At 73.0% G+C, this 14,349-nt stretch carries 12 protein-coding genes; 7 read left to right on the top strand and 5 right to left on the bottom strand.

All coding sequences use genetic code 11. The features are described from left to right. Window positions 1-180: 180 nt before the first annotated feature. Both H288_RS0116625 and H288_RS0116620 read left to right on the top strand, forming a co-directional pair. Window positions 181-885: a sigma-70 family RNA polymerase sigma factor gene (locus H288_RS0116625; RefSeq protein WP_020093710.1), complete on the top strand. Its 705-nt coding sequence runs from the start codon at window positions 181-183 to the stop codon at window positions 883-885. Between the two features lie 165 nt (window positions 886-1,050). Continuing rightward, the gene (locus tag H288_RS0116620) at window positions 1,051-1,338 is read left to right on the top strand and encodes a hypothetical protein (RefSeq protein WP_106735923.1); all 288 of its coding nucleotides are present in this window, start codon (window positions 1,051-1,053) and stop codon (window positions 1,336-1,338) included. 111 nt (window positions 1,339-1,449) lie between these two features. Here H288_RS0116620 and H288_RS0116615 read toward each other — a convergent pair whose 3' ends face one another. Together H288_RS0116615 and H288_RS0116610 are read right to left on the bottom strand one after the other, a co-directional pair. Then, entirely contained in the window at window positions 1,450-2,841 is a 1,392-nt protein-coding gene (locus H288_RS0116615; protein ID WP_020093708.1) for an amidase, read from the bottom strand. 4 nt (window positions 2,842-2,845) lie between these two features. Next, on the bottom strand, window positions 2,846-4,447 hold the full coding sequence (locus H288_RS0116610; protein WP_020093707.1) for an ABC transporter substrate-binding protein: 1,602 nt from the start codon (window positions 4,445-4,447) through the stop codon (window positions 2,846-2,848). 209 nt (window positions 4,448-4,656) lie between these two features. Here H288_RS0116610 and H288_RS0116605 point away from each other — a divergent pair, with 209 nt between their 5' ends. From H288_RS0116605 to H288_RS0116590, 4 genes are read left to right on the top strand one after another with little or no spacing between them, the layout of a single operon-like run. After that, a complete protein-coding gene (locus H288_RS0116605) occupies window positions 4,657-6,201 on the top strand; it encodes an acetolactate synthase large subunit (protein ID WP_026605014.1) in 1,545 nt (514 codons plus the stop codon). Next, complete coding sequence (locus H288_RS0116600) at window positions 6,198-8,555, top strand: penicillin acylase family protein (RefSeq protein WP_020093705.1); 2,358 nt, start codon at window positions 6,198-6,200, stop codon at window positions 8,553-8,555. Before H288_RS0116605 ends, H288_RS0116600 begins: the two co-directional genes overlap by 4 nt. A gap of 31 nt (window positions 8,556-8,586) precedes the next feature. Next, window positions 8,587-10,059 (top strand): M81 family metallopeptidase, encoded by a 1,473-nt coding sequence (locus tag H288_RS0116595; RefSeq protein ID WP_020093704.1) that lies wholly within the window; start codon window positions 8,587-8,589, stop codon window positions 10,057-10,059. Then, window positions 10,056-11,198: a M20/M25/M40 family metallo-hydrolase gene (locus tag H288_RS0116590; protein ID WP_020093703.1), complete on the top strand. Its 1,143-nt coding sequence runs from the start codon at window positions 10,056-10,058 to the stop codon at window positions 11,196-11,198. Before H288_RS0116595 ends, H288_RS0116590 begins: the two co-directional genes overlap by 4 nt. A 17-nt stretch (window positions 11,199-11,215) precedes the next feature. Here H288_RS0116590 and H288_RS35665 read toward each other — a convergent pair whose 3' ends face one another. After that, a complete protein-coding gene (locus tag H288_RS35665; protein WP_020093702.1) occupies window positions 11,216-11,380 on the bottom strand; it encodes a hypothetical protein in 165 nt (54 codons plus the stop codon). A gap of 74 nt (window positions 11,381-11,454) precedes the next feature. Beyond that, window positions 11,455-12,849 (bottom strand): amidase family protein, encoded by a 1,395-nt coding sequence (locus H288_RS0116580; RefSeq protein WP_020093701.1) that lies wholly within the window; start codon window positions 12,847-12,849, stop codon window positions 11,455-11,457. Window positions 12,850-13,166: 317 nt separating this feature from the next. On the opposite strand from H288_RS0116580, the gene H288_RS35660 reads away from it, so the two are divergent. Next, on the top strand, window positions 13,167-13,328 hold the full coding sequence (locus H288_RS35660; protein WP_012317896.1) for a hypothetical protein: 162 nt from the start codon (window positions 13,167-13,169) through the stop codon (window positions 13,326-13,328). Between the two features lie 63 nt (window positions 13,329-13,391). Here the strand turns inward: H288_RS35660 and H288_RS0116570 are convergent, their stop codons facing one another. Then, a complete protein-coding gene (locus H288_RS0116570) occupies window positions 13,392-14,315 on the bottom strand; it encodes a metallophosphoesterase (protein WP_020093700.1) in 924 nt (307 codons plus the stop codon). Window positions 14,316-14,349: the final 34 nt, after the last annotated feature.

Genomic DNA, 14,349 nt, shown 5'->3' with positions numbered 1-14,349 from the left:
CTCTGCATCGACCGGCCCGCCGCTGCCAGCCCGGGGGCCCGGATCCGGCCGCCGTTGTCACCCCGGTCACCATGCTTAAATTCCCTGTCACAATTGGGAGCGTTTGGCATCGGTTCAGGATTCCACCGCTACCGACGTTAGAGCTATTCCAGTATACCAGCGTTGGAGGCGGAAACGTTCATGACTGAGGACGCTGCGGACCGGCCAGACGGAGGCGCGGGCACCCGGGACGGGGCCGGCTACGCCGCTTCCATCGGCCAGCACCTCGCCCTGCCGATCCGGGAGTATTTCAAGGTCGTCGAACTGGAGCCCCTGCCGGCGCAGCTCGCGGCCCTGGTGTCCCGCTTCGAGGCGGCGATCACGGCGCACGGCGAGACGGTCCCCTTCGACTTCCGCGGCGACATCATCAAGGCCCTGCCGGCCCTGCGCACCTTCGCCCTGTCGCTCGTGGGCGACGTCAGCCGCGCCGACGACCTGGTGCAGGAGACCTTCGTGAAGGCCTGGGCGAACCAGCAGCGGTTCCGGCCCGGCACCAACTTCACCGCGTGGCTGTTCACCATCCTGCGCAACCAGTTCTACACCGACCTGCGCAAGACGCGGCGGGAGGTGGAGGACGTGGACGGGACGCATGCCGGCCAGATGACCAGCCCGTCCGACCAGGAGGATGCCAGCACGCTCAAGGTCGTCTGGGAGCGTCTCGGCGACCTGCCCTCCGCGCAGCGCCAGGCGCTGCTGCTGGTGGGTGCCGAGGGCCACACCTACGAGGAGGCCGCTGTCATGCTCGGCTGCCAGGTCGGCACCGTTAAGAGCCGGGTGAGCCGTGCCCGGTCGTCGCTCCTCGACACGCTCGGCGTCGTCGTGGCCGGGCAGGTTCCGGCCGCGTGATCGATCCGTCCCCGAACGGCGCAGCCTGACGCTGCCGCGCTCCGGCACCGCCGCATGCAGGATGTGGATCCGCCGCCGGGCTCGCGCCGATCCTGTGCGCGTCCTCACGAGGACCGGACGCCGCGGCCCGTATGATCGATGTCAGTCATCGATTCGGGGGCGCACATGCAGCACGTGTCCGCAGACAACGACCAGGTGGCGCGGTGGTGCGCGGCGCATCCCGTCCTTCTCGCCTTCGGCCTGTGCGCGTTCGGCCTCGCCGTCGTCGCCGCGGTCTGGGGATTCGGGATCCTCACGCCGGCCACGGCCACGGTCATCGCCTTTATCTATGTGGCCTGCCTGGGCGGCTTCCTCATGGAGTACCTCGGGATCAATGAACTCATCAGAGGTGTGAGATTCCTCTGGTTCGTTCTGACGGGCGTCTGGTGGCTGTTGACCTTCTGGCGGGCGTGACGGGGCCGTGGATCCCGTCTCCGCGTCACTGGATCGCCCGCGGTCTTCCGCAGGCTGGGGGCGTCGGCAGGTCCGCTGCCGAACGCCGGAAGCGCCGAGACTCCGCGGGTCTCACACCGGCGGCCGGCGCAGGTGCCAGTCGGTCGCGCGCTGGTAGGCCTGTCCGATCCGCAGCGCCGTCGTCTCCTCGTAGCCGCGGCAGACGATCTGCAGCGAGAGCGGCAGCCCGGACGCGGTGAAGCCGTTCGGCAGCGCCAGGGCGCAGAGATCGAGCAGGTTGCCGAAACGGGTGAAGCGCGACGGGAGGTGCGCCTCGTCGACGGCGTCGAGCGCGACGGCCGCGCTCTCCGTGGTCGGCGTCAGGAGGGCGTCGATGCCCGCGAGAGCGGCGTCGTACTGCTGCTTCATCGTGGCCCGGCGGTGGAGCGTGCCGAGATACTCCTGGGCCGAGACGTTCGCGCCGGCCAGGATCCGGGCCCGGACGGCGTCGCCGAGCTGGGCGGACGGATCCTCCGCCAGATCCCCGTTGACGAAGTAGGCCTCCGCGTTGGTGATCTGGCTCATGGCCACGCAGTCGCTGAACCGGAACGGCAGGACGACGTCGACGATCTCGGCGCCCTGCCGGGCCAGGAGGTCGAGGGCCGCGTCGTAGGCGGCCAGCATGTCGGGGGCGACCCCGTCCCGCTCCGAGGCCGGCATCCGGCCGAGGCGCAGGCCGCGGACCCCGCGGTTCAGCGCCGGCCAGGGCGCGTCCGGCGCGACCCCGCGGGTCGTCGGATCGCGGGGATCGGGGCCGGAGATCGCCTCGTAGAGCAGCGCCGTGTCCTCCACGGTGCGGGCCAGCGGTCCGGGCGTGTCGAGGGTCATCGAGAGGGGCACGATCCCCCAGGTCGAGACGCGCCCGACCGTCACCTTGAGGCCCGTCAGCCCGCAGAAGGAGGCCGGCAGGCGCACCGAGCCGCCGGTATCGGTGCCGATGCCCCAGGGCGCCATGCGGGCCGCCACCGACACGCCGGTGCCGCTGCTCGACCCGCCGGGGGTGCGCGGCGTCTCCGGATCCCAGGGATTCCACGGCGTGCCGAGATGCTGGTTCGTGCCCCAGCCGCCGTAGGCGAACTCCACCGTGTGGGTCTTGCCGAGCACGATCATGCCCTGGCCGATGAGGCGCCGGGCGATCGTCGCGGTGCGCGCGGCCCGGCGCGCCCGGTGGGCGGCCGAGCCGCCCATGGTGATCCGGCCCTCCAGGTCGATCAGGTCCTTGAGCACGACCGGGACGCCGTGGAGCGGCCCCACGGCGTGGCCGGACCGGATCGCCCGGTCGGCCCCCTCGGCGGCGAGGCGGGCATCGGCGGTGAAGACCTCCGTGAAGGCCTGGAGCTTCGGCTCCAGCCGGTCGATCCGGCCGAGGAGAGCGTCGACGGCGTCGACCGGCGAGAGGGTCCGCGCCTGGATCGCGCGGCCGAGCTCGGCCGCGGAGGCGTGTACGGGATCGATGTCGGGCATGGGGTCACTGCACGCTGACGAGGGTGAGGTCGACGAACCAGGATTGCGGCGAGACGAAACCCTGGACCTTCTTGGACATCCCGCGGGGGTTGAGGTCGTGGACGACGAACAGCCAGGGCGGATTGTCCACGAGGCGCTCGTGAGCGACCTTGGTCTGGGCGTCGATCACCTTCGCGTCGGTGGTCTCGGCGAGCGCCTTGAGGGCGGCGTCGAACGCGTCGTCCTTCCAGGTGGGGAAGTTGAAGCCGGCCGGCGGGAACCGGTCGCCCGCGAAGTAGCGCGCCATGACGGCCGGGTCCGACGAGGGCGACGAGACGTTGAGCGCCATCGCGCCCTGGAGGGTCGGCGCGTCGGGGAGCGCGCGGCCGGCATTCAGCAGCACCTGCCACTCGACCACGTTGAAGGTCAGGTCGACGTTGCAGGCCTGCTTCAGGTTCTCCTGCAGGTACTCGTTCATCGGCATCGGCAGCATCTGCCCCGAGCCGGAGGAGGAGATCATCACCTTGAGGCTCAGCGGCTTCTTGTCGGTGTAGCCGGCCTCGGCCAGCAGCGCCTTCCCCTTCGCGGCGTCGAAGGTGTAGCGGTTCTTCGGGCTGCCGAAATTCGGATCCCGGTCGTTCAGCCACCCGCTCGCGGGCTCGGCGGTGCCGTTGAGGAGCTCCACGATCCCGGCCCGGTCGATGCAGTAGTTCAGGCCCTGCCGGACGCGGACGTCCTTCAGCGGGCTGTCCTTGGCGCCCATGTTGAAGAAGTAGGGCCAGACATGCGGGTACGAGCCCGTGGTGATGGTGAAGCCCGCCTGCTTCATCGACGGGATCGCGTCGGGCGCCGGCACCTCGATCCAGTCGACCTGGCCGGCCCGCAAAGCGGCGACGCGGGCATTGGCCTCCGGGATCGGCAGCAGCCGGACCTTGTCGACCTTGGCCATCCGGTTTGGGTCCCAGTAGCCGTCGAACTTGGCGAGATCGACCGCCTCCCGCGGGGCGACGCGGGTGATCCTGAACGGGCCGGTGCCGGCCGCCGGCAGGGCCGCGACCTTGCTCCAGTCGCGCCCGGCCTTCTCGAAGGAGGCGGGCGAGGTGAAGAGCAGGTAGACCACCATGTAGGGGAAGTACGAGGCGACCTGGGTGGTGGTGATCTGCACGGTCGAATCGTCGACCTTCCTGTAGCTCCCGACCAGCGGCGCCCGCGCCCGGGAGATGCCCGCGCCCTGCGGCTCGAATTGCGGGCTGTCGTTCTTGAAGTAGCGGTCGAGGTTCCAGATCACCGCGTCGGCGTTGAACGGCGTCCCGTCGTGGAACTTCACGCCCTGGCGCAGGTGGAAGGTCCAGACCGTCTTGTCGTTCGGGTCCTGCTCCCAGCGCTCAGCCAGCGCCGGGACGATGCCGGCGAGCTTGGTGGTGCTCTTGAGGTCCCACTGCACCAGCCCCTCGAAGATCGGGTAGCCGAGGAAGCGCATCCCCTCGAAGCCGTTGTTGGGCATGCCCGTCGTGGTGGGAATGTCGCTCGCCGTCATGGCGATGCGCAGGACGCTCTCGGCGCTGGCCGATCCCGTCAGGGCCACGGTACCCGCCAGGGCGGCGGCAATCAGGCGGCGAGATGTCATCCGGATCCCAATCGTCGAAGTTGCGGCGCGCCGGGCGCAATTCTCGCGCCACGCTCAGGCTTAGGCCCTGCGTCCGGCGAACAGAAGATGCCGGACGTCGCCCCTTGCGCGTGGCGCCCGCTGCGCCACGATAATAAAAAATGCGAGTCGCCAGCCCGGACGGCCGGCCCCCGAAGGAGACGCCCGTGACCGACGAGACGCCGCGCGCCATGAACGGGGCCGAGAGCTTGGTCCGGACCCTCGTGGAGGGCGGGGTCGAGGTCTGCTTCACCAATCCCGGCACCTCCGAGATGCACTTCGTCGCCGCCCTCGACCGGGTCGAGGGCATGCGCTGCGTCCTGTTCCTGTTCGAGGGCGGGGCGACCGGCGCCGCCGACGGGTACGCCCGTATGGCCGACAAGCCGGCCTCGACCCTGCTCCATCTCGGGCCCGGGCTCGCCAACGGGCTGGCCAACCTCCACAACGCCAAGAAGGCGCGCACCCCCGTCGTCAACATCGTCGGTGAGCACGCCACCTACCACCGCGAGTACAACGCGCCGCTCACCTCGGACATCGAGGGGCTGGCCCATCCGATGTCCTCCTGGGTGCGGACCGGCATGAGCGCGACCGAGATCGGCTCCGACGGCGCCGCCGCCATCGCGGCAGCCCGGACCGCCCCGGGACAGGTCGCGACCCTGATCCTGCCGGCCAACACCGCCTGGGATCCCGGCGCCGGCCCCGCGCCGGTGCCGCCGATCCACGAGCGGGCGCGGGCCGGCGACGACGCAATCGCGGCGGCCGTGAAGGCTCTCCAGAGCGGCGAGCCGGTGCTCCTGCATCTCGGCGACCGGGCCGTGCGGGGCGAGGGCCGGGTCATCGCCGATCGGATCGCCCGCAAGACCGGCGCCCGGCTGATGGCGATGACCTCCAACGCCCGGATCGATCGCGGCGCCGGCACCGTGCCGATCGAGCGCCTCCCCTACCCGATCGACCAGGGCATCGACGCCCTGAAGGGCTTCCGCCACATCATCCTGATCGGCGCGACGCCGCCGGTGGGCTTCTTCGCCTACCCGGGCAAGCCGAGCCTCCTGGCGCCGGAGGGCAGCACCACGATCACGCTGGCCACGCCCGAGGAGGACCAGATCGACGCCCTCGAGCGGCTCGCCGAGGCCGTCGCGGCCCCGCCGGCCGAGCCGGTCGCCGTCGGGCCGCGGCCGAAGCTCCCGACCTCCGGTCCCCTCGACCAGGACACGATCGGGCAGGTGCTCGGCGCGCTGATCCCCGAGGGCGCGGTGATCTGCGACGAGTCGATCACCACGGGCCGCAACTTCTTCGCCCTGACCCGGGATGCCGCGCCCCACACCTGGCTCCAGCTCAGCGGCGGCTCGATCGGGCTGGGCATCCCGATGGCGACCGGCGCCGCGGTGGCCTGCCCCGACCGCAAGGTCATCAACCTGCAGGCCGACGGCAGCGGGCTCTACACGGTGCAGGCGCTCTGGACCCAGGCCCGCGAGCACCTCGACGTGGTGACGCTCGTCTGGTCGAACCGCTCCTACGCGATCCTGCGGGCGGAGCTCACCAATGTCGGCGCGCTCAATCCCGGTCCGAAGGCGCTGGGCATGCTCAGCCTCGACGATCCGGCCATCGACTGGGTGAGCCTCGCCCGCGGCTTCGGCGTCGCGGGGCGGCGGGTCGAGACCCTGCCGGACTTCATCGAGGCGTTCCAGAACGCGCTGGCCAGCAAGGGGCCGCACCTCATCGAAGTGGCTCTGTGAGCGGGACGGCCTACGCCCTCCCCGGCCTCGACGGGCCGGCGGAGATCCGCGTCGACCGCTGGGGGCTGGCGCATATCCGCGCCGGCACCGCGCTCGACGCGTTCCGCGCGCAGGGGTTCAACGCCGCCCGGGACCGGCTCTGGCAGCTCGACCTCTGGCGCAAGCGCGGCCTCGGCCTGCTGGCGGCGGATTTCGGACCCGGCTACCTCGCCCAGGACCGGGCCGCCCGGCTGTTCCTCTACCGCGGCGACATGGCGGCCGAGTGGGCGGCCTACGGGCCGCAGGACACGCGGGCGATCGTCACCGCCTTCGTGGCGGGGATCAACGCCTACGTCGCCCTCACCGAGTCGCGGCCCGACCTGCGCCCGCCGGAATTCGCCGTGACGGACACGCGCCCGGCCCCGTGGCAGCCGGAAGACGTGGTGCGCATCCGCAGCCACGCGCTGATCCGCAACGTCCTCTCCGAGGTCGCCCGCGCGCGGGTGCTCGCCCGGGGCCGGAGCCCGGCGGACGGGCTCGCCGTCGACGACCTGCGCAAGCGGATCAGCCCGCCGCACGAGCCTTTCGTCCCGGACGGGCTCGACGCCGTCGACTGGCCGGACGACCTCCTCGACGCCTTCAGGCTGGCCACGGCGACGGTGGGGTTCGACCCGGACCGGATGGCGGCGACGCGCGCCGAGGCCTGGGACTGGTCGAAGGTGGACGCGCACGGAACCGTCACGCGCGGCCCCCGCGGCGCGGCGAAGGAGCCGGCCGAGGGATCGAACAACTGGGTGGTCGGGCCGTCCCGCACCGCTACCGGCCGGCCGATCCTCGCGAGCGACCCGCACCGGGTCTACCTGCAGCCCTCGCTGCGCTACGCCGTCCACCTGACCGCGCCGGGGCTCGACGTCATCGGGGCCGGCGAGCCGGCCCTGCCCGGCATCTCCATCGGTCATAACGGCCACGCCGCCTTCAGCCTCACGATCGCGCCGATCGATCAGGAGGACCTGTTCGTCTGCGCGACCGACTCGGCCGATCCCGACCGCTACCGCTCCGGCGACGGCTGGGAGCGGATCGCGCGCGTCGCCGAGCGGATCCCGGTGCGCGGCGGCCCGGACGAGACCGTGATCCTCGGCTTCACCCGGCACGGGCCGGTCCTCCGCGAGGAGAGGGGCCGCGCCTTCGCGCTGCGGACCGTCTGGTCGGAGCCCGGCGCTGCCGCCTATCTCGGCAGCCTCGCCTATCTCGGCGCCACGACGCCCGAGGGCTTCGGCGAGGCCCTGCGCCACTGGTCGGCGCCCTCGGTGAACCAGCTCTACGCCGACGCGTCGGGGCGGATCGCGTGGTTCATGGCCGGCAAGGCGCCGGTGCGGCCCGGCCACGACGGGTTGCTGCCGGCGCCGGGCGACGGCCGCTACGACTGGGCCGGCTTCCACGATCCCGCCGCCCTGCCTCGAAGCGTCGATCCGGAAGCGGGCTGGCTCGCCACCGCCAACGAGATGAACCTGCCGCCGGACTATCCCGCGGAGGACCGGAGGGTCGGGTTCGAGTGGGCCGAGCCCTGGCGCGCCCGCCGCATCCGGGCGGTCCTCGGCGGGCAGGACCGGCACAGCCTCGCGGATTCGCGGGCGCTCCAGGGCGACGTGGTCTCCGAGCCGGCCCGGCGGCTGGCCGACCTGATGCGCGCCCTGCCGGCGGCGGACGATCCCGACGCCGCCGCGGCCCAGGCCCTGCTGGCCGCGTTCGACGGCGCGCTGCACCACGGCTCCGCGGCGGCCGCCCTCATCGAGGTGGTCTGGGTGCGGCACCTCCGCCCGGCCCTGGTCGCGGCGCTCGTGCCCGATGCCGGGACACGCCGCCTCCTCCCGCCCGGCGACACGCAGAGCCTGATCGAGCGGCTGGAGACCGGTCTCGACCCGGCGACCCGCGCGTCCCTGCTCACCGACGCCCTCGGCGCCGGCCTTCGCACCTGCCGGGAGCGGATGGGCGCCGATGCGGCGGGCTGGTCCTGGGGCCGCCTGCACCACGCGCTGTTCGCGCACCCGCTGACGGCCCTGGCGCCCGGATCCGGCTGGGACGTCGGCCCGCTGCCCGTGGGCGGTGCCGCGGCATCGGTCATGCACGCGGAGTACCGGACCGACACGTTCCGGCTCACCCACGGCGCCTCGTTCCGCATGGTCGTGGACGTGGGGGACTGGGACCGCTCGGTCTTCATCAACGTGCCGGGCCAGTCGGGGGACCCGGGCAGTCCGCACTACGCCGACCTGGCCCCGGTCTGGGGGCGCCAGGACTACGTGCCGATGCTCTACGGCCGCGCGGCCGTGGACGCGGCGACCGAGACGGTCATCACGCTGACCCCGAGCCCCGCCTGACCCGGCGGCCGGGACGGATTGGGACAGGACCTTGAAGATCTTCATCGCCGGCCTCGCCACCGAGACCAACACCTTCGCGCCGCTGCCCACCGGACGGTCGGCGTTCCACGCCGACTACGCCCGCCGGGACGGCAGCCGGAACACGCCGAGCCTCAGCAATATCGGCCTCAAGGCCTGGCGCGCGCTGGCCGAGGCGGACGGGCACACCGTCGTCGAGAGCCTCTCGACCTTCGCGCAGCCCGGCGGGATCACCCTGCGCGCCGTCTACGAGGAGCTGCGCGACGCCCTGCTGGCGGATCTGGAGGCCGCGATGCCGGTCGACGCGGTGCTGCTGTTCATGCACGGGGCCATGGTGGCCGAGGGGTACGACGACTGCGAGGGCGACACCCTGGAGCGGGTCCGCGCCATCGTGGGGCCGGAGGCCACGATCGGCGTCGAGCTCGACCTCCACTGCCACCTCACCGAGACGATGCGGGCCAGCGCAGACGTCATCGTGATCTACAAGGAATACCCCCACACCGACATCGTCGACCGCGCCCGCGACCTGTACCCCCTGGTCGTCCGGACCGTGGCGAAGGAGATCCGGCCGGTGATGGCCTACGCCGACTGCCGGATCGTCAACATGTGGCGCACCAGTCGCGAGCCGGTCGCGGGCTTCGTTCGCCGCATGGAGGCGCTGGAGGGGCGCGACGGCATCCTGTCGGTCTCCTTCGGGCACGGCTTCCCCTGGGGCGACGTGGCCGACGTCGGCGCCAAGATGCTGGTCGTGGCCGACGGCGATGCCGCCAGGGCGCAGGCGCTGGCCGACGAGCTGGCCGGCGCCGTCTGGGCGATGCGCGAGGAGGCGGCGAGCCACTGCGACACGATCGACGCGGCCATCGACCGGGCGCTCGCCTCCGGCGACCCGCGCCCGATGGTGCTCGCCGACTTCGCCGACAATGCCGGCGCGGGCGCACCCTCCGACAACACCGCGATCCTCGCCCGCCTCGCCGAGCGGGGCATCGCGGACGTGGCGCTCGGCCTGATCTGGGATCCCGGCGCGGTCGGCATCTGCCACGAGGCCGGCCTCGGGGCGACCTTCACCCTCCGGATCGGCGGCAAGTGCGGCGTGACCTCCGGGAACCCGGTGGACCTGCGCGTCACGGTCCGCGGCCTGTCGGACGACCACAGCCAGACCGGCCTCAGCGGCGGCCGGGCCCAACTCGGCCCCGCGGCCTGGGTGGAGGCGGACGGGATCCACGTGGTGCTGACCCACAAGCGCCAGCAGGCCTTCGCGCCCGACGCGTTCACGGGCCTCGGCCTGAGCCTCGACGACAAGCGGATCGTCGTGGTGAAGTCGATGCAGCACTTCTACGCCGCCTTCGCGCCGATCGCGAGCGAGGTCCGCTACGTCGCGGCGCCCGGCGCCGTCCCGCCGGATTACGGCGCGATCCCCTACACCAAGCGGTCCGGCCTCTACTGGCCGCGCGTCGCCGATCCGTTCGCCGAGGAGAACGCCCGATGATCCCGGACCTGTCCTTCGACGCGCGCGAGATCCTCGCGACCCTGCAGCCCTGGGTGCTGTGCGAGAGCCCCACCCACGACGCGGCGGCGGTCAATCGCATGATGGGCGTCGCCGCCCGCGACCTCGCGCTTCTCGGGGCGACCGTCGAGACGATCCCGGGCCGCATGGGCCTGAGCGACTGCGTCCGCGCCCGGTTCCCGCACCGGGAGCGCGACGCGCCCGGCATCCTGGTGCTCGGCCACCTCGACACGGTGCATCCGGTCGGCACCCTCGGCAGCCTGCCGTGGCGGATCGAGGGCGACCGCGCCTACGGTCCCGGCATCCTCGACATGAAGGGCGGCAACGTCATCGCGCTCGCGGCGATCCGCGCCCTGGCGGCGGCCGGGATCGAGACGCCGCTGCCGGTGACCGTCCTGTTCACCGGCGACGAGGAGGTCGGCAGCCCCTCCACCCGCGACCTGATCGAGGCGGAGGCCGCCCGCCACGCCGTCGTGCTGGTGCCCGAACCCGGCCAGCCCGAGAACGGGGTCGTCACCGGCCGCTACGCCATCGCCCGCTTCGACCTCGAGGCCCTGGGCCGCCCGAGCCACGCCGGCGCCTCGCCTCACGAGGGGCGCTCGGCGATCCGCGCGATGGCGCGGAAGATCCTCGCCATCGACGCGCTGTCGGATGCCGACTGCACCGTCTCGACCGGGATCGTCTCGGGCGGGCAGTGGGTGAACTGCGTTCCCACCGTCTGCCGCGGGCAGGCGCTCAGCATGGCCAAGCGCCAGGCCGACCTCGACCGCGGCGTCGAGCGGATGCTGGCCCTGTCGGGCGAGGAGGACGGCGTCCGCTTCACCGTGACCCGCGGCGTGACCCGGCCGGTCTGGGAGCCGGATGCCGGCTGCATGGCGCTCTACGAGCAGGCGCGTGCGCTGAGCGAGGCGCTCGGCCAGCCCCTGCCCCATCGCAGCGCCGGCGGCGGCTCGGACGGCAACTTCACCGGCGCCAACGGCGTCCCGACCCTCGACGGGCTCGGACCGCTGGGCCAGGGCTACCACACCCTGGAGGAGCACGTGCTGATCGAGACCCTGCCGCAGCGGGCCCGGCTCTTCGCGGCCCTGCTCGCCAACCTCGGCGCCGCCGGCCGGCCCTGAGGCCGGCCGCACCGCGATCAGGCGCGACCCCGGCCGAGGGCCGCGACCGCCAGTGCGCCCAGCAGGCCCCCGGCCGTGCCGCCGCCGAAGAAGCCCGCCAGGGCGAGGAGCGGTCCCGACGACGCGGTCAGGAGACAGAGCAGGGTCCTTCCGAGGCACCCGCCGGTGGCGATCATCGACATGCCGCGCCTTCTGCAACCAATGGTTGCAGAAGGCGCGGCGGCGACGGTTCGGTTCCGGCGGACGCGGTTGCGCCTCAGGCCGAGTCGACCGGCATCTCCGGCACGCCGCCGGCCTCGATCGCCGCGCCGGCCGCGAGGCAGAGGTCTTCCCGGTAGCGGGCGGCGACCAGCTGCACGCCGACGGGTGTCCGCCCGACGAGGCCCGTCGTCACCGTGAGCGCCGGGACGCCGATCGGCGCCAGCCCGACCTGCAGCAGGTTCGCCTCGAAGGCCCGGGCGATCCCGGCATCGCCGGTGCGGTCGAGCCCGTCCGGGAAGGGCAACTCCCCCGAGACCGGGACCAGCAGCACGGGGTTCTCGGCCAGGAACAGCGCCCAGTCCCGCGCCAGCGTCGCGCGCCGCGTCAGCGCCCGCGCGATGGCGTCGGGCGCCATCGCCTCGGCCCGCGGCCGGAAGCTCTCCAAGAGGCCGATCGCCGCCGGATCCCCCTCCCGCTCGGCCGCGGCCCGGACCGCCGCGTAGCCGTCGCCGAGCCAGAGCTGGAGCTGCAGCTCGCACGCCTCCCGGATCGGCGGGGTGTCGGCGATCTCCGTGACCGCCCACCCGGCCTCGCTCAGGCGCCGCGCGGCCTCGCGCAGGGCGGCCTCGACCTCCGGTGCGGTGGCGAGCCCCCCGGGCCGCACGCAGAGCGCGACCTCGCGCGCGACGGGCGGTCCCTCGAGCGGTGCCGGCACCCACCACGGGTCGCGCGGGTCGGGCGCCGCCATGACCTCGAGGCCGAGGCGCACGTCGGCGATGCTGCGGGCGAGCGGGCCGGAGACCGCCATCAGCTGGGGACCGATGCCGCGCTCGGGCGAGGACGCGTTCCAGGCCGGGATCCGGCCTAGGCTCGGGCGCAGCCCGTGCACCCCGCAGGCATAGGCCGGGTAGCGCACCGAGCCGGCGATGTCGGTGCCGTGCGCGATCGCCCCGATCCCGGCCGCCACCGCGGCGCCGGCGCCCCCGGAGGAGCCGCCGGGCGTCAGCGCCGGGTCGCGGGGATTCTTGGTGTCGCCGTGGAGCTGGTTCGTGGTGAACCAGCGCAGCGAGAAGGCCGGGGTGTTGGTCCGCCCGAGCAGCACGGCGCCGGCCCGGCGCAGGTTGGCGACGACGGGATTGTCGTCCGTGGCCACGAGATCGCGCTGGAGGCGCAGGCCGTTCGTCGTCGCGAAGCCGCGCTGGTCGGCGTTGACCTTGACGGTGACCGGCACGCCCGCCAGCGGACCGGGGGCCTCGCCGCGCGCCCGGGCGGCGTCCACCGCGTCCGCCTGCGCCAGCACGTCCTCGGGCCGGTGCTCGACCACGGCGTTGATCCGCCCGTTGACCGCGTCGAGCCGGTCGAGGGCGTCCCGCGCCACCTCCCGGGCCGAGACCTGGCCGGAGCGGATCAGGGCCGCGAGGTCGGTCGCCGTCAGACGCCAGAGCTGCATGGGGTGTCCTTTCGCGCCCGGACGGGCGGGATCCATCCTACGATTCGCACCGCCCGGGCGGCTCCCGGCCAGCCCGCGCAGCATATTCAAAATGCAAGACGGCGGCCGCTTTTTTGCGCACCCGCGGATCGCGAGGCCGGCCAAGGCTTTGCCGCATTGCAGCAGAAGGACCTAAGCATTTCGACGTATACGACCCTTGCCACCTTTGGAACGACTGATAACCTCGCCCTCGTTCGCGCGTTCGACCGGCCAATCCAGCGAGAAGGGACGATTTCCTCAGACAAAAGCAGGCAACCTCCAGCATAAGGCAGGCTCCCATGGCAGAGGTGATTCGCGTCAGGCCGACTCACGACGGCACCTATACCGTGTATCGCGGGACACTCGCGTTGATATGCGGTCTCACCCGCCTCCAGGCCGAGCGCTACGAAGCAAGTCTCAGCCGACAGCAGCGCGCCGACCTCGCGGTCGCCGGCATCTGAACCGCATCGTTGCCGATCATTGGGCCGGCGCCGCCGTCACGACGGCCGTGCCGGCTCACGCCCTCAGGCTCCGCCCGGCGCGCCGAGGTCGAGCGTGCCGAGATCGCCCACGGTGCCCGACGCGTCGAGGCCCCGCCGACGGGCCGTGACCGAGAACCCCTGGTCCGCCCGGCCGATCTCGAACAGCAGGTAGGAGGCCCGGCGCGACGCGATCGCGCCATGACCGTCCGCGCGCGCCGAGGCGGAGGGAGCTCCGATGACCGGGACGGTCCGCCCGTCCGGCCCCGCGATCCGGGCGGTGCTGGTGACGTGATTGTGACCGTGCAGGATCAGGTCCGCGCCGGCTCGCCCGATCATCGCGGTGAACGCCGCCGCGTCCTTGAGCTCGCGCCCCGGTGAGGCGCCGCCGGGCTGCGGCGGATGGTGGATCATCACCACACGGAACGGCCGACCGGGCTCGGTGGCCAGGGCGCGGAGCAGGGTCTCGGCCGCGGCGAGCTGCGCCGCGCCGAGGCGGCCGGTCGCCACGAAGGGCTTCGTCGGGATCGCGCTGGACAGGCCGACCAGGGCCAGCGGGCCGCGGCGCCGCAGGTACGGGAAGTGGCCCCAGGAGCCCGAATCGTCCCCCGTGTATCGGCCGCAGGCGGCGAGCAGGCCTTCCAGGGAGCCGCGGACATAGGCGTCGTGGTTGCCCGGCACGAAGCTCACCGCTTCGGGGGATCCGAGGGCTTCCAGGAAGGTGCGGGCGGTCTCCCACTCGCTGGGCAGGCCGATGTTGCACAGGTCGCCCGTGCAGGCGACGTGCGCGGCCTCCTGCGCCTTCAGATCGGTGACCAGGGCCTCCAGCACGGTCATATCGTGGCTGCGCGAGCGCCCCCGCCGCCAGTTGGCGTAGCCGGTGGCGCGCTTGCCGAGGAGCTGGCGGAGGCGCACCGGCCCGAGGGGCCCGACATGCGGATCGCTGAGATGGGCGAGGCGGAAGGTCAACGCCGGTGGTCACCCTCGACACGGGGAAAGGCGC

Source organism: Methylobacterium sp. 285MFTsu5.1, from assembly GCF_000383455.1.
GTDB lineage: Bacteria > Pseudomonadota > Alphaproteobacteria > Rhizobiales > Beijerinckiaceae > Methylobacterium.
Note: the sequence above shows the minus strand (reverse complement) of the source record. Positions and strands in the feature narration are given on the sequence as shown.

What these genes read in the sequence shown, in the direction of transcription:
- H288_RS0116625 (WP_020093710.1), top strand. Translation starts at nt 181, where the DNA reads ATGACTGAGGACGCTGCGGACCGGCCAGACGGAGGCGCGGGCACCCGG.
- H288_RS0116620 (WP_106735923.1), top strand. Translation starts at nt 1,051, where the DNA reads ATGCAGCACGTGTCCGCAGACAACGACCAGGTGGCGCGGTGGTGCGCG.
- H288_RS0116615 (WP_020093708.1), bottom strand. Translation starts at nt 2,841, where the DNA reads ATGCCCGACATCGATCCCGTACACGCCTCCGCGGCCGAGCTCGGCCGC.
- H288_RS0116610 (WP_020093707.1), bottom strand. Translation starts at nt 4,447, where the DNA reads ATGACATCTCGCCGCCTGATTGCCGCCGCCCTGGCGGGTACCGTGGCC.
- H288_RS0116605 (WP_026605014.1), top strand. Translation starts at nt 4,657, where the DNA reads ATGAACGGGGCCGAGAGCTTGGTCCGGACCCTCGTGGAGGGCGGGGTC.
- H288_RS0116590 (WP_020093703.1), top strand. Translation starts at nt 10,056, where the DNA reads ATGATCCCGGACCTGTCCTTCGACGCGCGCGAGATCCTCGCGACCCTG.
- H288_RS35665 (WP_020093702.1), bottom strand. Translation starts at nt 11,380, where the DNA reads ATGTCGATGATCGCCACCGGCGGGTGCCTCGGAAGGACCCTGCTCTGT.
- H288_RS0116580 (WP_020093701.1), bottom strand. Translation starts at nt 12,849, where the DNA reads ATGCAGCTCTGGCGTCTGACGGCGACCGACCTCGCGGCCCTGATCCGC.
- H288_RS35660 (WP_012317896.1), top strand. Translation starts at nt 13,167, where the DNA reads ATGGCAGAGGTGATTCGCGTCAGGCCGACTCACGACGGCACCTATACC.